General features: G+C 50.4%; 26 protein-coding genes. 25 read left to right on the top strand and 1 reads right to left on the bottom strand.

Annotation, left to right across the window (positions count from 1 at the left end):
• The first annotated feature begins 3 nt into the window (after window positions 1–3).
• The 12 genes from MTP36_RS04760 (at window position 4) to MTP36_RS04705 (ending at window position 9724) form a co-directional block, all read left to right on the top strand.
• Window positions 4–393, top strand: a complete 390-nt coding sequence (locus tag MTP36_RS04760; RefSeq protein ID WP_249253854.1) for a PrgI family protein — start codon at window positions 4–6, stop codon at window positions 391–393.
• Window positions 350–2710, top strand: a complete 2361-nt coding sequence (locus tag MTP36_RS04755) for a VirB4-like conjugal transfer ATPase, CD1110 family (RefSeq protein WP_370741488.1) — start codon at window positions 350–352, stop codon at window positions 2708–2710. Before MTP36_RS04760 ends, MTP36_RS04755 begins: the two co-directional genes overlap by 44 nt.
• Window positions 2691–4409 carry a C40 family peptidase gene (locus MTP36_RS04750; protein WP_249253853.1) on the top strand — a complete coding sequence of 573 codons (1719 nt, stop codon included), beginning with the start codon at window positions 2691–2693 and terminating at the stop codon, window positions 4407–4409. The genes MTP36_RS04755 and MTP36_RS04750 overlap by 20 nt, the downstream gene beginning before the upstream one ends.
• 14 nt (window positions 4410–4423) lie before the next feature.
• Complete coding sequence (locus MTP36_RS04745) at window positions 4424–4678, top strand: DUF4315 family protein (RefSeq protein ID WP_014080213.1); 255 nt, start codon at window positions 4424–4426, stop codon at window positions 4676–4678.
• Window positions 4679–4680: 2 nt separating this feature from the next.
• The gene (locus MTP36_RS04740) at window positions 4681–5430 is read left to right on the top strand and encodes a DUF4366 domain-containing protein (RefSeq protein WP_249253851.1); all 750 of its coding nucleotides are present in this window, start codon (window positions 4681–4683) and stop codon (window positions 5428–5430) included.
• Window positions 5427–5603 (top strand): hypothetical protein, encoded by a 177-nt coding sequence (locus MTP36_RS04735; RefSeq protein WP_014080211.1) that lies wholly within the window; start codon window positions 5427–5429, stop codon window positions 5601–5603. The genes MTP36_RS04740 and MTP36_RS04735 overlap by 4 nt, the downstream gene beginning before the upstream one ends.
• A gap of 4 nt (window positions 5604–5607) precedes the next feature.
• Window positions 5608–5961, top strand: coding sequence for a cysteine-rich VLP domain-containing protein (locus MTP36_RS04730; RefSeq protein WP_055228207.1), 354 nt, complete (start codon window positions 5608–5610; stop codon window positions 5959–5961).
• A 179-nt stretch (window positions 5962–6140) separates the two neighbouring features.
• The gene (locus MTP36_RS04725) at window positions 6141–7100 is read left to right on the top strand and encodes a hypothetical protein (RefSeq protein ID WP_249253849.1); all 960 of its coding nucleotides are present in this window, start codon (window positions 6141–6143) and stop codon (window positions 7098–7100) included.
• Window positions 7101–7113: 13 nt separating this feature from the next.
• Window positions 7114–7698 (top strand): hypothetical protein, encoded by a 585-nt coding sequence (locus tag MTP36_RS04720; protein WP_117485101.1) that lies wholly within the window; start codon window positions 7114–7116, stop codon window positions 7696–7698.
• A 12-nt stretch (window positions 7699–7710) separates the two neighbouring features.
• A complete protein-coding gene (locus MTP36_RS04715; RefSeq protein WP_249253848.1) occupies window positions 7711–7875 on the top strand; it encodes a hypothetical protein in 165 nt (54 codons plus the stop codon).
• Window positions 7872–8219, top strand: coding sequence for a plasmid mobilization protein (locus MTP36_RS04710; protein WP_118523111.1), 348 nt, complete (start codon window positions 7872–7874; stop codon window positions 8217–8219). The genes MTP36_RS04715 and MTP36_RS04710 overlap by 4 nt, the downstream gene beginning before the upstream one ends.
• 158 nt (window positions 8220–8377) lie before the next feature.
• Window positions 8378–9724 carry a relaxase/mobilization nuclease domain-containing protein gene (locus tag MTP36_RS04705; protein WP_249253846.1) on the top strand — a complete coding sequence of 449 codons (1347 nt, stop codon included), beginning with the start codon at window positions 8378–8380 and terminating at the stop codon, window positions 9722–9724.
• A gap of 202 nt (window positions 9725–9926) precedes the next feature.
• Here MTP36_RS04705 and MTP36_RS04700 read toward each other — a convergent pair whose 3' ends face one another.
• Window positions 9927–10286 (bottom strand): helix-turn-helix domain-containing protein, encoded by a 360-nt coding sequence (locus MTP36_RS04700; RefSeq protein ID WP_054754179.1) that lies wholly within the window; start codon window positions 10284–10286, stop codon window positions 9927–9929.
• A 150-nt stretch (window positions 10287–10436) separates the two neighbouring features.
• Here MTP36_RS04700 and MTP36_RS04695 point away from each other — a divergent pair, with 150 nt between their 5' ends.
• The 13 genes from MTP36_RS04695 (at window position 10437) to MTP36_RS04635 (ending at window position 20858) form a co-directional block, all read left to right on the top strand.
• The gene (locus MTP36_RS04695) at window positions 10437–10625 is read left to right on the top strand and encodes a helix-turn-helix domain-containing protein (protein WP_024738628.1); all 189 of its coding nucleotides are present in this window, start codon (window positions 10437–10439) and stop codon (window positions 10623–10625) included.
• A complete protein-coding gene (locus tag MTP36_RS04690; protein ID WP_249253845.1) occupies window positions 10618–11310 on the top strand; it encodes a response regulator transcription factor in 693 nt (230 codons plus the stop codon). Before MTP36_RS04695 ends, MTP36_RS04690 begins: the two co-directional genes overlap by 8 nt.
• Before the next feature lie 5 nt (window positions 11311–11315).
• Window positions 11316–12233 carry a sensor histidine kinase gene (locus MTP36_RS04685; protein ID WP_249253843.1) on the top strand — a complete coding sequence of 306 codons (918 nt, stop codon included), beginning with the start codon at window positions 11316–11318 and terminating at the stop codon, window positions 12231–12233.
• A gap of 134 nt (window positions 12234–12367) precedes the next feature.
• Window positions 12368–13294: an ABC transporter ATP-binding protein gene (locus MTP36_RS04680; RefSeq protein WP_117476073.1), complete on the top strand. Its 927-nt coding sequence runs from the start codon at window positions 12368–12370 to the stop codon at window positions 13292–13294.
• Entirely contained in the window at window positions 13287–14072 is a 786-nt protein-coding gene (locus MTP36_RS04675) for an ABC transporter permease (protein ID WP_055303121.1), read from the top strand. The genes MTP36_RS04680 and MTP36_RS04675 overlap by 8 nt, the downstream gene beginning before the upstream one ends.
• Window positions 14073–14074: 2 nt before the next feature.
• Window positions 14075–14854, top strand: coding sequence for an ABC transporter permease (locus MTP36_RS04670; protein ID WP_249253841.1), 780 nt, complete (start codon window positions 14075–14077; stop codon window positions 14852–14854).
• A 7-nt stretch (window positions 14855–14861) separates the two neighbouring features.
• Window positions 14862–15323 carry a hypothetical protein gene (locus MTP36_RS04665; protein WP_249253839.1) on the top strand — a complete coding sequence of 154 codons (462 nt, stop codon included), beginning with the start codon at window positions 14862–14864 and terminating at the stop codon, window positions 15321–15323.
• Window positions 15324–15759: 436 nt separating this feature from the next.
• Window positions 15760–16170 (top strand): sigma-70 family RNA polymerase sigma factor, encoded by a 411-nt coding sequence (locus MTP36_RS04660; RefSeq protein ID WP_015560007.1) that lies wholly within the window; start codon window positions 15760–15762, stop codon window positions 16168–16170.
• 499 nt (window positions 16171–16669) lie between these two features.
• Window positions 16670–16906, top strand: a complete 237-nt coding sequence (locus MTP36_RS04655; RefSeq protein ID WP_005933564.1) for a DUF6870 family protein — start codon at window positions 16670–16672, stop codon at window positions 16904–16906.
• Window positions 16907–17024: 118 nt separating this feature from the next.
• Complete coding sequence (locus MTP36_RS04650) at window positions 17025–18707, top strand: recombinase family protein (protein WP_249253837.1); 1683 nt, start codon at window positions 17025–17027, stop codon at window positions 18705–18707.
• A gap of 98 nt (window positions 18708–18805) precedes the next feature.
• On the top strand, window positions 18806–19432 hold the full coding sequence (locus MTP36_RS04645; RefSeq protein WP_330220870.1) for a ParA family protein: 627 nt from the start codon (window positions 18806–18808) through the stop codon (window positions 19430–19432).
• The gene (locus MTP36_RS04640) at window positions 19389–20321 is read left to right on the top strand and encodes a ParB/RepB/Spo0J family partition protein (RefSeq protein ID WP_249253836.1); all 933 of its coding nucleotides are present in this window, start codon (window positions 19389–19391) and stop codon (window positions 20319–20321) included. The genes MTP36_RS04645 and MTP36_RS04640 overlap by 44 nt, the downstream gene beginning before the upstream one ends.
• 66 nt (window positions 20322–20387) lie before the next feature.
• Entirely contained in the window at window positions 20388–20858 is a 471-nt protein-coding gene (locus tag MTP36_RS04635; protein ID WP_117530049.1) for a hypothetical protein, read from the top strand.
• Window positions 20859–20865: the final 7 nt, after the last annotated feature.

Raw genomic sequence — 20865 nt, 5'->3', positions numbered from 1 at the left:
TCTATGCCCTATGTAAACGTACCAAACGATTTATCCAAAATCAAAACAAAGATGGCTTTCAACCTCACCAAACGCCAGCTTGTCTGCTTCGGCAGCGCGGGCGCAGTGGGGATTCCGGCCTATCTGCTAACCCGTGGCACCCTCGGCAATACCGGGGCGATGTTTCTCATGCTGGGAATTATGCTCCCGGCGTTCCTGCTGGCCATGTATGAAAAGGACGGCTTACCATTTGAAAAGGTGGTGCGGAATATCATCCGGGCCAAGTTTCTAAGGTCGGGGATCAGGGCCTACCGAACCGAAAACATTTATGCGCCCTTTGCCGGGCCGGGCGCTGGAAAGGAGGATGTGATTGAAAAACGCAAAGAAAAAAAACGGAGCCGCCGCCAAGGGTAAAGGCCGGGCGGCCCTGTCTGCCCAACAGACAATCCCGTATCTGTCCATGCACCCGGACGGTGTGTGCAAGCTCCCGGGTGGGCTCTATACAAAAACTGTGGAATATGAGGACATCAATTACTCCGTGGCATCCACCGAGGATCAGACTGCCATATTCAGCGGATGGAGTTCATTTCTCAACTACTTTGACAGTTCGCTGCCGTTCCAGCTTTCCTTTATCAACCGTCGTTCCCATTCCCGCAGCCGCTATCAAGTCAATATCCCGAAAGCGGATGACAACTATAACAGCGTCCGGGATGAGTTTACCGGGATGCTGAAAAATCAGATTGCCAAAAGCAATAACGGCATTGAACGCTCAAAATACATCACCTTTGGCATACCCGCCGAGGGGATTGCGGAGGCACGGCCCCGTCTGGAGCGTGTGGAGGCCGATGTCATGGGAAACTTTAAGCGACTGGGCGTTCCCTCGGAGCCGATGGACGGACGGGCCCGCCTTGCGCTGCTTCATAGCCAGATGCACCCGGGGAGCCGTGAGGCGTTCCGCTTTTCGTGGAAAGACATCCCGCAGACCGGGCTTGGCACAAAAGACTTTATTGCCCCGGACAGTCTCGACTTCCGCCAGTCCCGCACATTCCGCATCGGCCAGTATTGGGGCGCGGTGTCCTACTTACAGATTATGGCATCGGAGCTTTCGGATAAGTTGTTGGCGGAAATCTTGGAGCTGGATGCGGAAATGACCGTGACCATGCACATTCAGACCGTGGATCAGCTCAAGGCAATTAAGACCATCAAGGGGAAAATCTCGGACATCGGAAAAATGAAAGTGGAGGAACAGAGAAAGGCTGTGCGCTCCGGCTATGACCCGGATATTCTTCCCCCTGACCTGATTACATTCAGCAAGGACGCAGCGGAACTTCTGGCTGATTTGCAATCCCGCAATGAGCGAATGTTTCTGCTGACCTTTACGGTGGTAAACCTTGCTCCTAACCGCCAGCGGCTGGAAAACGATGTGTTTACCGTGGGCGGTATCGCGCAGAAATACAACTGCGCTCTGCGCCGTCTGGACTGGCAACAGGAACAGGGCTTTGTTTCCTCGTTGGCCCTTGGTTACAACGAGGTAGAAATCCAGCGCGGTATGACCACCAGCTCCACAGCCATCTTTATTCCTTTTATGACAAGGGAGCTCCGCATGGCTGGGCAGGCCCTCTACTATGGCATGAACGCACTTTCTCACAATGTCATCATGGCTGACCGCAAAAAGCTGAAATCGGCAAACGGGATGTATTTGGGCTCTACGGGCTCCGGCAAGAGCTTTGCCGCAAAGCGCGAGCTCTTGAATGTGTTTCTCACCATCCCGCAGGATCGGATCATCGTGGTTGACCCGATGGGCGAATACGCTCCACTGGTGCGAAGGCTGGGCGGCCAGGTGATCGAGATTGCCCCGGACAGCCCGCACCACCTCAATCCGATGGATGTGGAGCTCAATATGGCCGCCGGAGAAAGCCCGCTTTCCATGAAGGCGGATTTTCTTTTGTCCCTATGCGAGCTGGTGGTCGGCGGCAAGGAAGGCTTGCAGCCCATTGAAAAGACGGTCATTGACCGCTGTGTGCGTTTGGTGTACCGGGAACAGGCGCTCGGACTGGAAACTGCAAAAACACCGCTGTTACAGGATTTGTACGAAGAGCTCTTACGCCAGCCGGAGCCCGAAGCCCGGCGCGTGGCAACTGCCTTAGAGCTTTATTGCACAGGCTCCCTCAATCTCTTTAACCATCCTACCAACGTCAAGACGGACAGCCGTGTGGTGTGCATCGTTCTGAAAAACATGGGCGAAAACCTTAGAAAGATTGCAATGCACATCACAAATGAGTTTGTTTCGCAGGCGGTGGATCAGAACTTCCACGAGGGTGCGGCGACTTGGTGCTACTTTGACGAGTTTCATATCCTGCTCCGCGATCCGCTGACAGCCAGCTACTTTGTGGCGGTCTGGAAAATGCTGCGTAAAAAAGGATGTGTGCCGTCTGCTTTGACGCAGAACGTCAAAGACCTTTTGGCCAGCCGGGAAATCGAGAACATTCTGGATAATACGGATTTTATGATCCTGCTTTCGCAGGCGCAGAGTGACCGTACCATTCTGGCAAAACAGCTCGGTATTTCCGAGCATCAGCTTTCCTATATCACACACAGCAATTCCGGCGAGGGGCTGTTGTTCTATGGAAATGTAACCATTCCGTTTGTGGATCGGTTCCCTCGCGGAGAAATCTATGACCTGCTGACTACCCGCCCGGAGGATATGAAGAATGAAACGAAAAACGAATAAGGCCAAGGAGGAGGCTTGGTCGCAGACCGCCCACGCCCCTGACGGGGAACAGCCCGGGCCGGAGGCTTCCGACACTTCGGGACAAAGTGTCCCGAAGTCCAAGTTCCGCAAAAAGAGCCAGCAGGAACAGGCTGCGGCGGCAAAGCTCCACATGGAGTCCCAAGGCGAAAAACTGGAACAGGCCCGGGAGAAGCTGGCAAAGCAAAAGCCGCCGAAAAAGCCCGGCCCGGTAAAACGCATAGGCCGTGTTGCCAGCGGTTCCGTTCACAGCTTCGTGCATGGCAAGATTTTTGAAGTGGAACAGGAAAATGTCGGCACGGAAGGCGCACACCGTTCTGAGCTTGTGGGAGAAACCGCGCTACGGCATGGCTCTCGCTTTGTGCGCCGTAAAGTCCGGGAACATCCGGCAAAAGTGGTACGCAAGGCCGAGGCCCGCTATACCAAGTACACGGCGGACTACCATTTTCACACCGCCGCACAGGAGCACCCGGAGCTGACGAAAAATGCCCTTACCCGCTACTGGCAGAAGCAACGGCTTCGCAGGCAATACCGCAAGCAGGCAAAGGAGGCTGCAAAGCAGAGCGCGGCTGCGGCTGGGAAAACTGCCACAGCCACAGAACGCCTGACTGCCCGGGCAGTGGAATTTGTCAAAAGTCATCCCGCAGGTGCCGTGATTGCGGTGCTCTGTGTGTTACTCCTGTTTGCTATGCAGTCCTGTTCCTCTACTATGCTTATGCTGGGGAACGCCGGGGCCGGTGCATTAGGAGCCAGCACCTATCCTTGCGAGGATCGGGATATGCTGGCCGCCGAAGCCGCCTATTGTGCGCTGGAAGATGATTTACAGCATTATCTGGACACCTATGAAAGCACCCATGACTATGACGAATACCACTTCGATCTGGACGAAATCGAACATGATCCCTATGTGCTGCTTTCTCTTTTGTGTGCGCTCCATGAGGGACAATGGACAATAGGCGAGGTACAGGGAACGCTGCAAATGCTCTTTGACCGCCAGTACATTTTGACCGAGGATGTGGTGGTGGAAACCCGGTATCGCACGGAAACCGACACATGGACGGACGAGGACGGCAACTCCCATACGGACACCTATCAGGTGCCTTACGACTATTACATCTGTACGGTCACGCTGGAGAACTTTGATTTATCCCATGTGCCCGTATATGTCATGAGCGAGGAGCAGCTTTCACGGTATGCCATCTATATGGCAACGCTGGGAAACCGCCCCGATCTGTTCCCAGATTCTCCCTATGTGAACAAGTACATTACCGGGAAACCCGGTGATTACGAAGTGCCCGGAGAATATCTGGACGATGAAACCTTTGCCGCGATGCTTGCCGAAGCGCAGAAATACATCGGCTATCCCTATGTGTGGGGCGGCAGTTCTCCCGCCACTTCCTTTGATTGCTCGGGGTACGTTTCGTGGGTTATCAATCACTCCGGCTGGAATGTGGGCAGGCTGGGAGCCCAGGGGCTCTATAACATCTGTATGCCGACCAGTTCTCCCAAACCCGGTGATCTGGTGTTCTTCAAAGGCACCTATGACACGCCGGGCGTGAGCCATTGCGGGATTTATGTCGGTGATGGAAAAATGCTGCATTGCGGAGATCCCATCGGCTACGCAAATTTGAATACAAGCTACTGGCAATCTCATTTTTACGCCTACGGGCGTTTACCGTGACAGGAGGTTTTGAAATGGCAACTACCAAAAGCATGAAAATTCAGGCCGAGATTGATAAGGTCAAGGCCAAAATCAGTGAACAGCAGGCCCGGCTCAAGGAGCTGGAGCAGAAAAAGCTGGAGGCGGAAAACAGCGAGATCGTGGACATTGTGCGCGGCATGAGCATTTCCCTTACGGAGCTCCCGCTGCTGTTTGAGAAACTGAAGGACGGCGGCACTTTGGGACAAAGTGTCCCGAAGTCCGAAGAAGAAAAGAAGGAGGAAAACTGAATATGAAACACTTTCGTATGTTGGCGGCGGGGCTTTGCTCCGCCGTTCTTTTATGCGGCTTTGCAATCCCGGCCTATGCCTATTCGGACGGCGGGAATGAGGAACCGCCTGTTGTGGAAGAAACTCCGGCCCCGGAGCCTGCACCTACCATTACCCCGGGCGAGGGCTTTTCGGAGGATGGAAACCTTGTGACCCGCGATCTGCTCTACGATGCTGCAACCAACAAACAGTTCATCACGGTGGAAACCAGCGGCGGCAACACCTTTTACATTGTCATTGATTATGACAAGCCTGTGGACGAGGACGGCGAACAGTATCACACCTACTTTCTGAACATGGTGGATGAAGCCGATCTGCTGGCGGCACTGGAGGCCGCTGGCGGAGAGCTTCCGGCCTGCTCCTGCACAGAAAAATGTGCGCCCGGAGCCATCCATACGGATTGCGAGGTCTGCGCGGTCAACATGACCGAGTGTGCTGGCACAGCTCCCGAACCCGCCCCGGTGACGGAACCTGTGGAGGAGCCGGAACCCGAACCCCAGCAAAAAAGCAATACCGGGACACTTCTGCTGATTTTGGCAGTGGCTGTTCTGGGCAGCGGTGCAGGCTGGTACTTCAAAATCTACCGCCCGAAGCATGAAAAAGCTGCTGTACCCGAAGAGGATTACAGCGAGGAACTGGCCGATTATGACGATCCCGAGGACGATGGGCCGCCTTGGGACGAGGACGATACCGAAAGTGAGGATAATGAATGAGATTTACCAACAACCCCTATGAGGGATTTATGAAAGAAAAAAGCTACTTTAAGGGTGTGCCGCCAAGCCTGCCGCCGAAGGGCTCCCGTTGTGACGGCTGCCCTTACTGGCGCGGGATCGGCTGCGTGTTCTGCTACCGGGAGCAGCTCAAACCACCGGGCAACGGGAGGTGATACTGTGGGCCGAGAACTGACCCGGACAGAAAAAGCGGCAATCCGCAGGCTGGTGTCAAAATGGTGTGCCAACTATGACCGGGACTGCGGCTGCCTGCCGCTGGATTGCGAGTGCTATATGTTTGGGAAATGCTGGACGGGGGCTTATTGCCGCTACTTCCGCGAGGCAGTTCTGCCCCTTGATCCGGCGCTGGAGGCTGCGTTGCTGACAGAAGGGCCAAGGCCGGATTTCAAGGCTTGCCCGGTATGCGGCAGAGCCGTGGCTCCTGATGGACGGCAAACCTATTGTTCGGCGGCCTGTGCAAAGGCGGCACACCGCAGACAGCAGCGGGAATATATGCGAAAAAAGCGGGGCTGATGTGTTGACAATTAGGACACCCCAAACCCGCTTATGACAAGGCTATTTAAGGCCCTTTTCTGCGGGAGGCGTATGTTTCTACGTCCGGCCCTGTTTCCGTGAGATGCTGTCAACATTTTAGCTGCCGGGGCTTTGGGACAATTTGTCCCAAAGTTCCGGCTTTTGTGGAAGGAGGTACTATGCCGAAATATTATCCGATCAACGAAGAAGCCGCAAAGCGGGCAAAAGATATGAACAGCTTTTCCGACTATCAGCCGGGCTCCGCTACGGCGGGCTACCGGGCAATGGTCGATGAAGCGTATGCAGCGGCGGAACGCCAGAAAGCCCGTGTCGATCCCATGTACCACGATAAGATTGACGCGCTGGTGGATCGCTATGCCCGGAAACTTGCGGAAAATCTGAATGAACGCAATGTGATTGATGCCCGGGTGCCCTCTATTCTGATCTCCGGGGGCGGTAATTTCCCTGTGGCAAAAAAGCACAAGCAGAACGCCGCCCGGGATCGCAACTATGGAGAGTATGCGGAGATTTCAAAGCTGCTTGATAAAATCCGCTCTGTTGGAATGGGTGGGATCAGCGCGGATGACGATCTGGCCGTGGAAAAGCTGACAAAAAAGCTGGAGGGGCTGGAGTCCCTGCAGGCCACCATGAAGGCGGTCAATGCGTATTTTCGGAAACACAAAACGCTGGACGGCTGCCCGGAGCTTACGCCGGAGCAGGCCGAAAAGCTCAAAGCAGATATGGCGCAGTCATGGCACTTGGACAAAAGCAAGCCGTATCCCGCCTATCTGCTTTCCAACAACAACGCCAACATCCGCCGTGTGCGCCAGCGCATTGAGGAACTGAGCAGCCGCTCCGAGTTTGCAGGCTGGACATTCCCCGGAGGCGAGGCAAAAATCAACGAGGCTGAAAATCGTTTGCAGCTTATTTTTGAGGAAAAGCCCGATGCCAATCAGCGGCAGGAACTGAAAAGCAACGGCTTTAAGTGGGCTCCCAGCCAAGGGGCATGGCAGCGGCAGCTTAACCAGAACGCCATCCGTGCTGCGGCCCGGATAGACTTTCTGCGGCCCGAGGACGGTACAAGCCCCTATCAGCTCCAGCCGTTTGTGAAAAGAGAAAACAAAGAAATGTCTCGATGATGGGAGGTGTACTATGGACAAAAATCAAGGCTACGCCATTTTGAAGGCGGTCATGCTGGAAAATGGGCGGGGATTTGCATTGGGCGAGCATCCCACCGCGCCATCCCGCTATGTCACATGGGCCTGTTATGATGACAAAGACGGCCTGCGGCAGTACGAATGGGGTCACTATGGAAATGACCGCACCGCGATGGAACAGGATTTTACAGACCGGGTGCAGGACTATCAGCGTATTTATAACGTCGGGATCAGGCAGACCGAGGCTCCCGGCCTTTACAAGTATTATTCGACCCAGCGGCCTGTGGACATCGGGACATTCCCGAAGCCGCCTTATAACAAGCCGGATGAAATCTTCAATTACGATCAGCGCATCCCGGTGGAAAATGGCTCGTTCTTGGCTTGGGGCTATCTTACCTATACCCGCCCGCTAACGGAAAAACAGGCATCCGACTATGAGCTGCGTCCTGCGCCTGATAATCCCGACAGGCCCCGTCCGATTGCCGAGCAGATGAAAAATGCGGCAAAGTTGGCGGAGGCAGATCGCGGCTCGGAGGCTCCGGCTCCCCAGCGCAGGCAGCCTGACCGTGGCGATAGATAAGGAGGTGCGTATATGGAAAAGAAACGTGAACAGGATTTGTCTGTACTGGAGGCGCTGCGCCTGCACCGTGAATTTCATTTGCCGCGCCCTGTTCCGGCAGACGGACAGGAAAAGCCGCTGGATAAGGTAAAGGAGCCGCCCCGCGCCTGCCGCAGCCGGGAGCGTGAGGAGCGATGACAAAGAAACGCCGCCGTCCGATCCATCTTCATGTGATGGTGTCGGAGGCGGAGCAGGCTCTGATTCAAGAACGTATGGCGGAGGCTGGCATCCGTAATATGGGAGCCTATATGCGGAAAATGGCCCTGAGTGGGTATGTGCTTCATGTTGACCTTTCGCCTGTTCGTGAGCTGGTTTCGCTCCAGCGGCGCTGCTCCAACAATCTGAACCAAGTGGCAATTCAAGCCAACACCTACGGCGCGATTTATCCCGAAGAACTCGCGGCCTTGCAGCGGGACTATGCCGCTTTGTGGGAGCCGCTATCTGATCTCTTGAAACAGCTCTCCGCGCTGGTAGAGCTCTGACCCATCCGGGGAGTGGTTGATACCGCTCCCCGGCTTTTTCTACTTCGGGACAAAGTGTCCCAAAGCAAAAATACTATTTGCCGGAAGGAGGGATTTCTACGGCGACCACCTACATCCGCCCTTATAAAACAGCGGCAGGAAAAAGTGCAATTCAAACGATGGAGGATCGGTTCATCTATGGCCTGAACCCGGAAAAGCTGGGAGCCGTATCTTCCTATCTCTGCGATCCGAACACGGCCCCCGCCGAGTTTCTTCTGGTAAAAAGTCAATACCTTGCAGAGACAGGCCGGGCCGTATCTCGCGGGGCCCTGTTCTTTCAGATCCGGCAGGCGTTCCTGCCCGGGGAGGTTACGGCGGAAGAAGCAAACCGTATCGGCTATGAAACGACGATGCGCTGGACAAAGGGAAAGTATCAGTTCTTCGTCTGTACGCATACCGACAAGGCCCATATCCACAATCACATTTATTTCAATGCGACGGCCTTTGACCGCTCCCGGAAATTTCATAATTTCATTGGTTCGTCCTTTGCCCTGCGGCGGCTCTCTGACCGCGTGTGCATCGAACATGAATTGTCTGTTATCCAAAATCCGTGCCAGCACAGCAAGGGCCGTTTTCTCCACTATGGACAGTGGATCGGAGAAAAGCCACCCTCTGCCAAGCAGCGGGTACGGCTGGCTATTCTCGCGGCTTTGGAGAAAAAGCCCACAGACTTTGCCGACTTTCTTCGTCTCATGGAGGAGTCCGGCTTTTCGGTGAAACAGGGACGCGGCGGTGTCATCTCATTCCTTGCGCCCGGGCAGGAAAAACCGACCCGGCTCCGGGCTTCTACACTGGGAGCCGGATTTGACCCGGAGGACATCAAGGCAGTAATTGCCGGGGAACGTCCACTCCCTGAGATGCCAGAGGAGCCCACGGTTCCGCCACTGCGAGTTAATCTCATCATCGACATTCAAAAGCGTATGGCCCAGGGCAAGGGCCCGGCTTATGAACGATGGGCCAAGGTCTACAACCTAAAACAGATGGCTGCCGCGCTCCAGTATTTGCAGGAGCATCATCTGACAGACTATGCGGCGCTGACGGCCAGCACCGAGGCTGCGGTGGATCACTTTCACAAGCTGTCTGACGAGCTCCGCACAACGGAGGAGGCTCTTTCCAAAACCTCGGAGCTGATGGCTGCCACGGTGGACTATGCCAAGACCCGCCCGGTATTCGATGGGTACAAGGCTGCGCGGTACAGCAAAAAGTATCTGGCCCAGCATGAAGCAGAGCTTGCCACTTACCGGGCGGCAAAAGATACCATGAACACCATACTGAACGGCGCAAAGCTCCCTAAGATTGAAGCACTAAAAAAATCCCGCCGTGAGCTGGCAGGACAGAAAAAAGAGCTTTATGCAGAATACCGGGAGGCCCAGCGGCAAATGCGGGAGGCCGTGGCAATAAAAGCGAACATTGATCATCTGCTCGGCATAACAGACGAGCGTGAAAATAAGGCCCAGGAACGATAGTGACGGGCCGCAGACTACGGTGCAGCGCACCGGGACTTTGGGACAATTTGTCCCGAAGTACAGCGGGTTTGGGGAGCTCCCCAACAAGCATTTTTGCGGGCCCTGCGCCCTGCAAAAATTTCGGAGTGTGGCCACACCCGAATTGCTTGCCAAAACGCGCAACCCGCAACATGGCGCAAAAAAACGGAGGTTACGCTTTCTTTTACGTTTCCTCCGTTTCTTTCGATGCTTTCATCGCTTGGATTGTAGCTTCAACGATTTTCAATTCTCTTTCGTCCAAGGCGTTCAACATGGCATCAATCCGCTTCCTGCACTCGCTCCCGCTATTCTGGGACGGGTAAAAGTATTGATCCACCGATATATCAAACATTGTGACCATCTGATAAAAGGTGTTGAAGCTTGGATGCTGACCATCATTTTCATTATACATAATGGTACGCGGAGCGCGGTCAACAATATAGGCCAGTTGCTCCTGTGTCATGCCGCTGGCTTCTCTTGCACGCTTGATGGCGAGCCCTATATCGTGAAAATCAAAGCGTCTTTCATCTCGTTCTATCTTCATAACATCACCTGATATGATTTTACATTTCATGTGATATTATTTGAACGACTATGTATTTCATACTACTGACTATTTAATTTCACATTCTTTTCTTCCAAAACTTGTATTGTTCGAGTCGAAGAACTATAATATACTCTATGGAGGTGCAGAATGGATTATATGACACTAAAAGAGGCCGCCGAAAAGTGGGGCGTGACACCTCGTAGGGTAAATTATTATTGCGCCGGAGGGCGCATTCCCGGCGCTGTGAAGATGGCTGGTGTTTGGCTGATCCCAAAGAACGCAGAAAAGCCGATTGACGGAAGGACAAAACAAGGGAAGGGGTTGCACCATGAATAAAATCCTGATTATAGATGATGACAGAGAACTGTGCGCTTTGATTAAACGTAGCGTACAAGCAGAAAACATAGAAGCTGATTTTTGTAATACCGGAAAAGAGGGCTTACAAAAATTAAGAGAGCAGGAGTATCAGCTTGTGGTGCTGGATGTGATGATGCCTGGTATGGATGGCTTTGAAACGCTGGCAGAAATCCGCAAAGAGAACAGTCTGCCGATTTTGATGTTCACATCTAAAAATGACAGCATTTCTAAAGTACGGGGCTTACGGACCGGAGCGGACGATTATCTTACAAAACCGTTTGATATGGATGAACTGATTGCCCGTATTGCGTCTCTTATTCGCCGCTACACTCGCTTTAATCAGCAAGCCGGAGCTGTGCAAAAACTGGATTTTGATGGATTGCAAATTGACCTTGAAAATCGTTCTGTTACGACGGAAAATGGTACTTTTGAACTTCCCCCAAAGGAATTTGATCTGCTCCTGTACTGTGCAAAACATCAAGGGAAAATTTTGACCAAACAGCAGATTTATGAGGAAGTATGGGGCGAAGAATATTTCTATGATGACAGTAACATTATGGCGATTATCAGCCGACTTCGTAAAAAATTAGAAGTCAATCCTTCAAGCCCAAAGTATATACAAACGGTCAAAGGGATTGGCTACCGGTTTAATAAGGAGGTGTAGTCAGCATGAAAATTATCGTATTCTTGTCCATTGTGATTGCTGTTGTGGCTGTATTGACTTCCATCGTTCTCGTTCGGCGTGTAAAAAAACAAATAGCAGAAATGACCGATGTGCTGGTTGATGTGAAAAACGGAAATGGCAACCGGCGTATTCTATCTGCAACAAATGAACTGACAGCACCTCTTGCTTATGAAATCAACGAGATCGTTGTGGCCTATGAAAGCAGACTTTCAACTGTACGGCAGACAGAAGAAACCAACCGCCAGCTTATGACGAGCCTTTCCCATGATGTGCGAACGCCCCTTACTACTCTGATTGGGTATCTTGACGCTGCACACAAAGGACTGGTCACAGGAAAAGACCGGGATGATTATATTGAAACCGCCCGCCGGAAAGCCCATGATCTGAAAGAATATATTGATGTACTCTTTGACTGGTTCAAGTTAAATTCCAACGAGTTTGCTTTGGAGATCCAGAGTGTTGAGGCCGCAGAGCTGACAAGAAATATCCTCATTGACTGGATACCGATTTTTGAGGATAAACAGGTTGAGTATGACATTGATATTCCCGAACATCCTGTCCGGGTAAGATTGGATATGGACAGCTATATGAGGATTGTCAATAATCTCATTCAAAATGTAATCGCTCACAGCCATGCAGACAAAATCAAAATTGCCCTGTCAAAGAAGGAAAATAACATGGAGCTGCTGCTGGCGGATAATGGAGTGGGAATTGAGAAGGAAGATTTGAAACACATTTTTGAACGGCTCTATAAGTGTGACAAAGGACGGTCTGAAAAAGGAAGCGGTCTTGGTCTTTCTATTGTCCATCAGCTTGTAGAAAAGATGGGTGGGAGTATAACAGTTGAAAGTTTGCCGGGAAAAGGAACTGAATTTATGTTGCTTTTTCCTTTGGAGAGTTAAGCGGGTTCCCGTCTTTATGGCGGGAGCCTTTGTCATTTTACTGGATTTCAAATTGCAAGGTTAATGCAAGGTTGCGGCAAGGTTAATGCAAGGTTGGCATGATAGAATACCTTACAGAACAGGAGGTTTTGAATATGGATACAAATTATATCATTGAAACAAAAAATCTGACGAAGCAATACGGCTCACAAAAGAGTGTGGCTGACTTAAATATTCATGTGAAGCGTGGGAGAATTTACGGTCTGCTGGGCAGAAACGGAGCCGGAAAAACCACTACCATGAAAATGCTGTTGGGCTTAACGAAGCCGACTTCCGGGGAGGTCAAAATCTGGGGAAAGTCTTTGCAAGGGAATGAAAAGAAGTTGCTCCCCCGCATTGGCAGTCTAATTGAGTCCCCCGGCTTTTATCCCAATCTGACCGGCACAGAGAACCTGCGTATCTTTGCTACTCTGCGGGGCGTACCAAACAATCATGCTATCAAAGATGCTCTGGATCTGGTAGGACTGCCCTACAAAGATAAAAAGCTCTTTTCACAGTATTCTCTTGGTATGAAGCAGCGGCTTGCCATCGCCCTTGCCGTTATGCACGATCCGGAGCTTTTGATTTTGGATGAGCCGATCAACGGCCTCGATCCCATCGGTATTGCAGAAGTACGCTCCTTTATTCGGGAGCTTTGCGACGCAAGAGGAAAAACTATTTTGATTTCCAGTCACATTCTTTCGGAGATTTCCTTGCTGGCTGACGATATTGGAATTATTGACCACGGTGCATTGCTGGAAGAAGAAAGCCTTGCTGAGTTGGAGCAAAAAAGCAGTAAACATATCCGGTTTACGCTCTCTGATACTGCACAGGCGGCAAGAATTTTGGAACGCAATTTCCATGAAACCCATTTTTCCATACAAGACGACCACAATCTGCGCCTGCACAACCTTGATCTGTCTGTGGGGAAAATTGTAACTGCTTTTGTAGAAAACGGATTGGAGGTATCAGAAGCACATACCTGTGAAGAAAGTCTTGAAGATTACTTCAAGCGTGTGACAGGGGGCGAAGGAATTGCTTAAACTAATCAAATGCGAATTTTTGAAATTGAAACGGAAGAAATTTATTCCGCTGATTATTTTGGCTGCGTTCCTGTTTCCAATCCCGCTGACTTATCTGATGACAACGCCCTCTATGATGGAGCGATATACGGATCGGGCAGATGCTTTCGATGGACTATTTAACATGGTGTTGGGATATGGTATCCAGTTTTTACTGCCCTGCATTATCGGAGTGATTGCCGCTATTCTGTTTTTTATGGAACGCGACAACGATACATTCAAAAATCTGCGTACAATTCCCGTAACCAGCACGCAAATGGTACTTGCAAAGATTATTGTCCTTTTTATCTTTGGAATTGTTTTTTGCGTGGCTTCTACCATTGCAACAATTCTTTGCGGAATTGGAACATTAGAAGTTTATGGAATTGGTTATAAGCTGTTTTTGGCGGTTGAAACGGGGATCTTCATTACGGCAGGAACACTCCCGTTGATTGTCCTTGTTGTCTTTTTCAGTAAGACCTATGTTTTTTCCATTTTGTTGTGTGTCTTTTACAGCGTTCTGAACATGAGTGCTACGGCATTGTTTGACACACTGCCTAAAACTATGTTATGGCTTCTGCCCACGCCACTGACTACATTTTGGAGTGCGGGAGATATGGCGGCTCATGGAATAAAAATGGACTTGGAGCAAATGACAGGGCTAATTCCCTCAACATTTCAAGTTGTATTCATTCTTGGGATCATGGCATTGGTTTCGTTCTTACTGATTGACAGATTATATAAGCAGAGGGGGGAATAAACATGGTTTGCATTGTAAAAACAGAATTTTATAAATTGAAAAGGTATCATATCCTTTGGGCGGGCGTTGCACTCATGCTCCTATCCGTCCTGCTGACCTTGTTTACCTCTATGGCGAATGATGGTTCCGTTTGGGATTTTGCCTATCTTACAGAACAGGTCATCAAAAACAATATGTCCATGATTTTTCCGATGTGTATCAGCCTAATTGCTGGATATATGATTTCTCGTGAGCAGACGGATGACACATTGAAAAATATTCTGACTGTGCCGATCTCTTTTAAGAAACTGTTGACCGGAAAATTGATTGTGTGCGGCGTATTGTCTATTATTTTCGGGCTGATATGCAGTCTGTTTACAATCATAGCAGAAATGATTGTGGGATTTCCCGGCTTTGAGATTTCCTTAGCTCTAAAAGCAGCCTTGCAGATTACTGCGGTTAATTTCTTTTTATATCTTGCGGTTCTGCCGATTATCGCTCTTACTTGTCGAAGGGCAGGCAGCTTTTTAGTCGGTGTAATCATTGCTTTTGTCTATGGATATGGAGGGATGTTTGCCGCAGGAAATATGACATTAGCAAACATTTATCCGATTACCGCAAGTCTTGGAATGGTAGGCTACCGTAGCTATGATACCGCAGTCAACTGGAATATCGGAACCTGTTCTTGCAGTCTTGCGCTTGCTGTCGTTATTTCTGCCATCTTGATTTTGTGCATGAAAGAACGAGAAGCAACCCAAACAAAGAAAAAGGCCAAAAAGGTAGCTCCAAAGAAAGGCTGGTGATGATTTTATGAAGAAAATAGTTTTAGCATTGGCATTTGTCCTTTTGGGAAGTTTTATGCTTTCTGGCTGTTCAAAAGATGAAATTCTCGATCATTATAATAATATCGTTCAGTCGGCTGGAGCCATAGAGCTTACAAGAAAGTCATCTTTGGAAGGAACAAAAGAAAAAGGGATTGATGATTATACGGGAACTTATACGGCTGATTATGCGAACTTTTCAGGTACAGAGTATTTGTTCGGAGGAACTTCCATAAAGAGAGAAGCCGGTAAGGAGCTGTCCATTGATTGCACCTTGGAGATTACGGAAGGTACTGCAAAAGTATTTTGGATTTCTGGATCTGATGAAGCAGTCACTTTGATTGAAACAACCGGAACTTATAATGACACAATTACACTTCCTGATGGTGGAAATTATATTGGCATTGAATGTGAGAATTTCACTGGAAACATTGAATTAAATATTGAATAATACTCTGCCGGACGACGGCAAAAGAAAAAAAGCCGTCGTAGCGCAGACAATTTGACACGCCCATTTGAAACGGCGGCTTTGATTTTCAGAGCCGCCGTTTCTTTGCGTTTGCACAAACCGATGACGACTTGCAGGGACACGGTAGCCGATTGGAGGTTGATTTACCGTGTCCTTCTTTTTATTTCGCAGTATCCATGATCTGCACCAGTTAAAAAAAGCGTAGCTCCCCCATCGGAGCAGTCTGGCTTTGAATGTGAAATTAAACAGTACATAACCGATAATATATTTTCGTGCGCTTGTGCGGCTTCGTGTCGCGCAGGCGCATTTTGCTTTCCAGACTTCGAGACAAAGTGTCCCGAGGTGCGGTGCCGTTCTCCGCCATTACTCCATTTCGTTTCCGACCAACCCCGAACAAACTGAAATGGAGGATTTTACGATGACTACTATCAATCTGAAAGATCTTTATTATTGGTACACGCAGGATCAGCTTATCGAAGTTTCTGACGAGGTTGCCGAGGTATTCAAGGCCGATGCCCGTTATGAAATGGCCTACCAGCGGCGGCTCTCCCGGCACAAGGCGCAGTATTCTCTGGACTGCGATGACGGGATTGAGTATTCCGCTTGCCTGCATGAGCCGACCCCGCAGGAGCTCCTTGAACGAATGGAAACCTTTCTTCGTCTGTGGAACGCTCTCAATTCTCTGCCGGAGATCCAAGGCCGTAGAATTGACGCACATATCATTCTTGGCAAGTCGATTAAGGAAATTGCCGAGGCCGAGGGCGTACATGAGGAGTCTATTCGCCAGTCGATCAAGCGTGGCCTTGAACGCATGAAAAAAACTTTTTGATTTTTTCTTCTTAACCCACTTGGAATTGATGAAAAAATGTCTCGGTTTATGAGAGGAGGTTTTCTTCCTAACGCAAGGGAATAACGACAACCCTGAGTAAGTTCGGGGAGCCAGACGGTGGGTGCGCGGTGACATTTCCAAAAAGAGATTGAGCGAACAACACCAACATCGTAAATGGGCCCGGCCATCCCAAGGCCACGATCTGGAAATGAACAGACTGGCTGCCTGTTCCTCCGGGCTTGTCACTTCACTTGCGTGGAGAGCGCCGCACAGAAAATAACGATTGTCTTTGGGCAGGCCAAGTAAATATGTGCGGCGCTCTCTAATATTCAAAAGCTATAATAAGCCTCGAGACAAAGTGTCCCAAGGTGGAGTAAGGCAACAGGCCAGCATCCCGGTGGTGCTGGCCTGTTACGTTTCCCCACCAAACAGCGGGAGGCGTTCTATCAATCTGCGAAGGAGGTTTACCGTGAAATTAACTACACAGAAACTTGAACAAATGAGAAGCGTTGACATTGGCGCGGTGGCTGCCGAGTCCCTGCCTGATGTGAGCGGTATGACCTTTGACAATGCGCTTTCCCGAAAGGAGCGCATCTCTCGATTTTTGCAGACTGTCAAAAATCCATACTGCTTTTGCATCGGTGGTGTTGGCGTGAAAATTGAATTTGCTGAAAGCGGGCCATCTCTCCAAGATAAGCTGACGGATTTCCTGCTGCGGCAAAGAAGCGGGCTGTAACTTCGGTTACAGCTCATTTTGCTTCTTCGAGACAAAGTGTCCCGAAGCGGAGGCATCCTTGTTGTCCTCCCCGGACAGAGTTATAATATAAGTGTAATGTGATAGGGAAGGAGGAACAATGGCACGAGCAAAAAACAGAGGGTATCAGCAGAGTTTCTCTCCCTCTTACACAATCCGCCGCTGGCGGCTGGGCATCTATATCCGGCTTTCAAAGGAAGATTTGAGAAAAGGAAAAGACGATAGCAACAGCGTAAAGAACCAGCGTGACCTACTGAACGATTTTTACCGACGCAACATTGACGAGTTTGAAAGTATCACGGAATATGTAGATGACGGACATACTGGGACGGACGCTAACCGTGAAGATTTTCAACGGCTCTTGTCGGATGTCATGAGTGGTAAAATCAACTGCGTTATAGTAAAAGACCTGTCCCGCTTCGCACGAAATTATAGCGATGCCGGAAGTTTGATCGACAATCTGTTTGTTCAAATGGGTGTTCGCTTTATCAGCCTTGCTGAGAATGTGGACAGCTACAAGAACCCCGACAGCGTTTCAAATATCATCGTTCCCATTACAAACGTGATGAACGATAATTACTGCTATCAGACTTCCAAAAAGATCCGGCAGGTATTTGATTACAAACGGCGCAACGGCCAGTATATCGGAGCATTTGCTCCTTACGGCTATGTAAAGCACCCAAAGGACAAGCACAGGCTGATTGTTGATCCCGATGCTGCTGAAAATGTCAAACTCATTTTCACAATGCTTATTCAAGGGTCATCAAAACGTGCTATCGCGCTGTACCTGAACGAACACGGCGTACCGAGCCCCTCGGCTTACAAGGTACAAAAGGGCTTGCCTGTTTCGACAAGAGGGTATGACGATCCTATGTGGGGAGTCCGCATGATCCACTCCATTCTTACCAATCCGACCTACACCGGGGATTTAGCCCAAGGCCGAAGCCGGGTGAAAAGCTACAAGGTACACCAGATTGAAGCTGTTCCACGCGAGGAATGGGTGGAAGTGGCTGGAACGCATGAGGCCATTATCGACTATGAAACTTTCGACAAGGTACAGGCTCTCTTACAGCGTGATACCCGTACTTCCCCGAAAGGCCGTGAGGTACATTTATTCAGCGGCTTTCTGAAATGTGCCGATTGCGGGCGGGCCATTACCCGATGCGTTGGCAAGAACAACAATGTATATTATTCTTGCTCAACCTACAAGAACCGTTCCCGGACAGCCTGCACCATGCACTCAATCAAGCATGAACGGCTGGAGGCTGCTGTTTTGTTCGCTGTACAGCATCAGGTACATTTGGCTGTTTCCTACTCGGAAATCGTCACGCAGATCAATTCCGCTCCAATCAAAAAAAGCCAGTCTTACCGACTGGACGATCTGATAGCTGCAAAAGAGCGGGAACTGACAAAGATAACACGCTACAAGCAATCTCTTTATCAGGACTGGAAAGACGGTGAAATCACCCAGCAGGAATACCGGGATATGAAGGCTGACTATGAACGGCAGACTTCTGATATTTCCACGGTGCTTACCCGGCTGAACGCTGAACGCGCAGAACTGGCAAACGGTGTGGACAATGAGCATCCCGCACTGGTAGCCTTTATGAAGTATCAAAACATTGAAGCCCTCAATCGGGAAATCTTGGTTGAGCTTGTGGACTATATCAAGGTCTATGAAAACGGCAATATCAGCGTGAAATTCAAATTTGCTGACGAGCTCCACAAGATTGCAGAGTACATTGAAATTAACACTACGGAAGATACCGCAGTAGCGGGCTAACCCCCGCTACAAACCCCTTTGACAGTGTGTTTTCCTAATAGGCGCTAATCATAGGCTGGCAGCAGCCCGATGAACTGCCTACCACCCTTTCCACCCTGATGGCAAAAGCCATGAACGATCAGAGCATTCCGCCCGGTGAAGGCATCCTGCACCATGCAGAGGGCGTTGACCTGATTCCGGCAAACATTGAACTGGCAGGGCTGGAAGTTTCCCTTGTCAACTGCATGAACCGGGAAAAGATGCTGAAACAGGTGCTGGACAGTGCAAAGCACGACTATGATTTCATTCTGCTGGATTGTACCCCTTCCCTTGGGATGCTGACCGTCAATGCACTGGCAGCAGCAGACACCATCCTGATTCCGGTGCAGGCGCAGTATCTGTCTGCAAAAGGTCTGGAACAGCTTTTGCAGACTGTGCAGAAAGTCCGGCGGCAGATCAACCCGAAATTGAAAATTGAGGGCATCCTGCTGACCATGACCGACAGCCGCACCAACTATGGACAGCAGATCGACAATTTGATTCGGGGCGCTTACGGCAGCAAGATCAAAGTGTTTGACCAGACCATTCCCCGGTCTGTCCGTGCTGCGGAGATCAGTGCCGTGGGTAAGAGCATTTTCCAGCACGACCCCAAGGGCAAGGTTGCAGAAGCCTATAAATCTCTGACCGAGGAGGTGATGGCGAATGCCGAAAAACAGCTTAAACGTGTCGCTGAAAGGGGCAGATGACATTTTCTCCACCGAGGAATCCCGGCAGGAGCAGCAGCGGGAACAGGTGCAGCAGATTTCCATCGGGGAGCTGTTTCCCTTCAAAAACCACCCCTTTAAGGTCTTGGACGATGAATCCATGCAGCGCACGGTGGAAAGCGTGGAGCAGTACGGCGTGCTGTCTCCGCTGATCGCCCGCCCACGCCCGGAGGGTGGCTATGAGATCATCTCCGGGCACCGCCGTCAGCACGCTGCACAGCTTGCTGGGCTGGATACGCTGCCTGTTATCGTCCGTCAGATGGATGATGATGCCGCCGTTTTGCTCATGGTGGACAGCAATCTTCAACGCGAAACCATCTTGCCAAGCGAGAGGGCTTTCGCTTACAAGATGAAGCTGGAAGCAATCGAGCGAACTGTTGGACGACCCAAAAATGTGGGACAAGTTGTCCCAGATTATTTCGGGAAACGCAGTACAGAGATTGTTGCTGAAGGAACAGGCGAAAGTTATAAGCAAGTCCAGCGTTTTATCCGCCTGACCAACCTCATCCCGGAACTGCTGGATATGGTAGACGAAAAGAAAATTGCTTTTAATCCCGCTGTGGAGTTGTCCTATCTGGACGAAAGCCAACAGCGGGATTTTTTAGAAGCGATGCAAGACACCCAGAATGCTCCATCCCTTTCCCAAGCGCAACGGCTCAAAAAGCTGGCACAGGAAGGGCACTTCTCGTATGATGTTGCCTTTGCTGTCATGGGAGAAGAAAAAAAGGACGAACTGGACAAAGTGGTCATCAAAAACGACACCCTGCGGAAGTATTTCCCGCGCAGCTTCACCCCGAAACAGATGGAGGACACTATCATCAAGCTGCTGGATCAGTGGCAACGCAAACAGCAGCGGCAGAATGAACGCTAACATACATTTTGAATGTAAGACCCAACCGGGTCTTTCTTTTTTGCAAAAATTAGGAGAAAAAGCACTATGAACACTACCATTGATCTCAAGACCGCAAAGACCATCGAAGCCATGAACCAGAAGATCAACCACATGGACAATGCTGTGACCGACTTCTTCAACAAGATGAGCGATGTGCTGGAGCGGCAGCTCGGCGATGATGAAGTTTACGCCGCCGTGATTGCCCCGGAGATCGAACTGACTATCACTCCGCTGGCGAACGTTCGCAGTTACCTGCCTTGCTTCGATGAAGCAGATTCCTGCTACAGCATCAGTGAAGATGTGCCGCTGGCTCTCTGTTACGACCCTCGTCAGGTCATCACACTGGCTGGCAAGCGGTATCTGTCCGGTGCCGTTGTCTTTGTTCGCTACGATACCAATGGCAGCTTTGTTGCCCTTACCACCAGTGACCTGTATCTGATTCAGTGCTATCTGGCCGAGAACAGCGTCCCTCTGATGGCTGGCCGCGAGAAGATGGTCTGCATCTGCATTGACTGAGAGGTGC

Source organism: Faecalibacterium sp. I4-1-79 (genome assembly GCF_023347235.1).
Taxonomy (GTDB): Bacteria; Bacillota; Clostridia; order Oscillospirales; family Ruminococcaceae; genus Faecalibacterium; species Faecalibacterium tardum.
The sequence above is the reverse complement of the archived record's forward strand: the minus strand, read 5'-3'. Positions and strand labels throughout refer to the sequence as shown.